We start from the raw sequence: 1,738 nt of genomic DNA on the forward strand, positions 1-1,738 counted from the left end.
CGATGGCGGCCTGCGGCTGATCGCGATCGGCGCGGCCGGCGCTTCAATCCGGCGCGTCGTCCGCCCCGCGGCAGCGCGCGCAGCGGCCGGCGATCTCCAGCACCCGCTGGCGCGGCGTGAAGCCGGACGCGCGGGCCGCCCAGGCGAGGTCGCGCCCCACCGCATGGGAGGCCACCTCCTTGGTCAGCCCGCACTGCTCGCAGATGAGGAACACCACCACCTCGTCCGCCTCGTGGGCATGGGCACAGGCCAGGAAGGCGTTGCGGCTCTCGATGCGATGGGCGAGGCGCTCGGCCACCAGGAAATCCAGCACCCGGTAGACCGACATGGGCGGCACGCTCTCGCCTTCGCGGGCCAGGCGCTCGACGATCTCGTAGGCGCCGAGCGGCACGTGGCTCCCGGCGAGGATGCGCATGACGTTTCGCCGCAGGGGCGTAAGGCGCAGGCCCTTGGCCGCGCAGCACGCCTCCATGCGCGCCACCGCTCCCGCCACGCACTGGGCGTGGTCGTGGTCGTCGTGCGGAACCGGAATGACGCGCGCGGACATGGGTCGAATATAGGCAAACACACGCGCGCTGCCATAGGGCAATCGCCGCCTTGCGCTTCGCGTGCGAGCGTGGGCATGCTCGGCGCCGCCGGTGCACGCGCGCCGCGTGACAGCAGCGTCACACCGCTCCGGTACATCGTTCAGCCGCGCACGGCCGGATCACGCCGCGCCATTCTGAGGGGAAAGCCATGCTGAAGGGAAAGGTCGCCGTCGTCACGGGGTCCACCAGCGGGATCGGACTCGCTTATGCGCGGGCCTTCGCCAAGGAAGGCGCGAACATCGTCATCAACGGCCTCGGTGACGCTGCGGCCATCGAGAAGGAGCGCGCCGCGATCGAAAGCGACTTCGGCGTGAAGTGCGCCTATTCCCCGGCCAACATGCTCAAGGCCGACGAGATCGAGGGCATGGTCCGCCTTGCCGAAACCACCTTCGGCTCCTGCGACATCCTGGTGAACAACGCCGGCATCCAGCACGTGGCGCCGATCGAGGACTTCCCGGTCGACACCTGGAATATGATCATCGCCATCAACCTGTCGGCGGCGTTCTTCGCCATGCGCGCGGCCATCCCCGGCATGAAGGCGCGCAAGTGGGGCCGCATCATCAACACCGCCTCGGCGCACGCGCTGGTCGCCTCGCCCTTCAAGTCGGCCTACGTCTCGGCCAAGCACGGCATCGCCGGCCTCACCAAGACCGCCGCGCTCGAGACCGCCACCTTCGGCATCACCTGCAACGCCATCTGCCCCGGCTATGTATGGACGCCTCTGGTGGAGAAGCAGATCCCGGACACCGCCAAGGCGCGCGGCATGACCGAGGAAGAGGTCAAGAAGAACGTGCTCCTGGCGGCCCAGCCCACCAAGGAGTTCGTGACCGTGGAGGAGGTCGCGGCCCTCGCCGTGTTCCTGTGCTCGGACAACGCCCGCTCCATCACCGGCTCGATGCAGCAGATCGACGGCGGCTGGGTCGCGGAATGAGCCGCAAGGCGGGGCGCCGGGCCGGCGCATGAGCCGCACCGGCGCCCGGCGCATCTCGCTGGCGCTCCAGGGCGGAGCGCCCACGGCGCCTTCACCTGGGGCGTGCTCGACCGCCTGCTCCAGGAGGACAGCCTCGCCGTCTCGGGCATCTCCGGCACCAGCGCCGGGGCCATGAACGCGGTGGTGCTGGCCTCCGGCCTCGCCAAGGGGGCCGAGATGG

Annotated in this window: 2 protein-coding genes and 1 pseudogene; 2 read left to right on the plus strand and 1 reads right to left on the minus strand. The window is 70.1% G+C overall.

The genetic code is table 11. The annotated features are described in order from the left end of the window. Window positions 1–43: 43 nt before the first annotated feature. Window positions 44–547 (minus strand): Fur family transcriptional regulator, encoded by a 504-nt coding sequence (locus AC2W7M_RS24830; protein ID WP_486135716.1) that lies wholly within the window; start codon window positions 545–547, stop codon window positions 44–46. Between the two features lie 188 nt (window positions 548–735). On the opposite strand from AC2W7M_RS24830, the gene AC2W7M_RS24835 reads away from it, so the two are divergent. After that, entirely contained in the window at window positions 736–1,518 is a 783-nt protein-coding gene (locus AC2W7M_RS24835; RefSeq protein ID WP_486135718.1) for a 3-hydroxybutyrate dehydrogenase, read from the plus strand. A gap of 28 nt (window positions 1,519–1,546) precedes the next feature. Then, a pseudogene (locus AC2W7M_RS24840) lies at window positions 1,547–1,738 on the plus strand (patatin-like phospholipase family protein); the annotation flags it as partial.

The sequence above is a fragment of the Xanthobacter sp. BG11Y11_SDJG genome, from assembly GCF_057364445.1.

Excerpts from the sequence above, each read along its gene's own strand:
- AC2W7M_RS24835 (WP_486135718.1), top strand. The coding sequence starts at position 736 with ATGCTGAAGGGAAAGGTCGCCGTCGTCACGGGGTCCACCAGCGGGATC.
- AC2W7M_RS24830 (WP_486135716.1), bottom strand. The coding sequence starts at position 547 with ATGTCCGCGCGCGTCATTCCGGTTCCGCACGACGACCACGACCACGCC.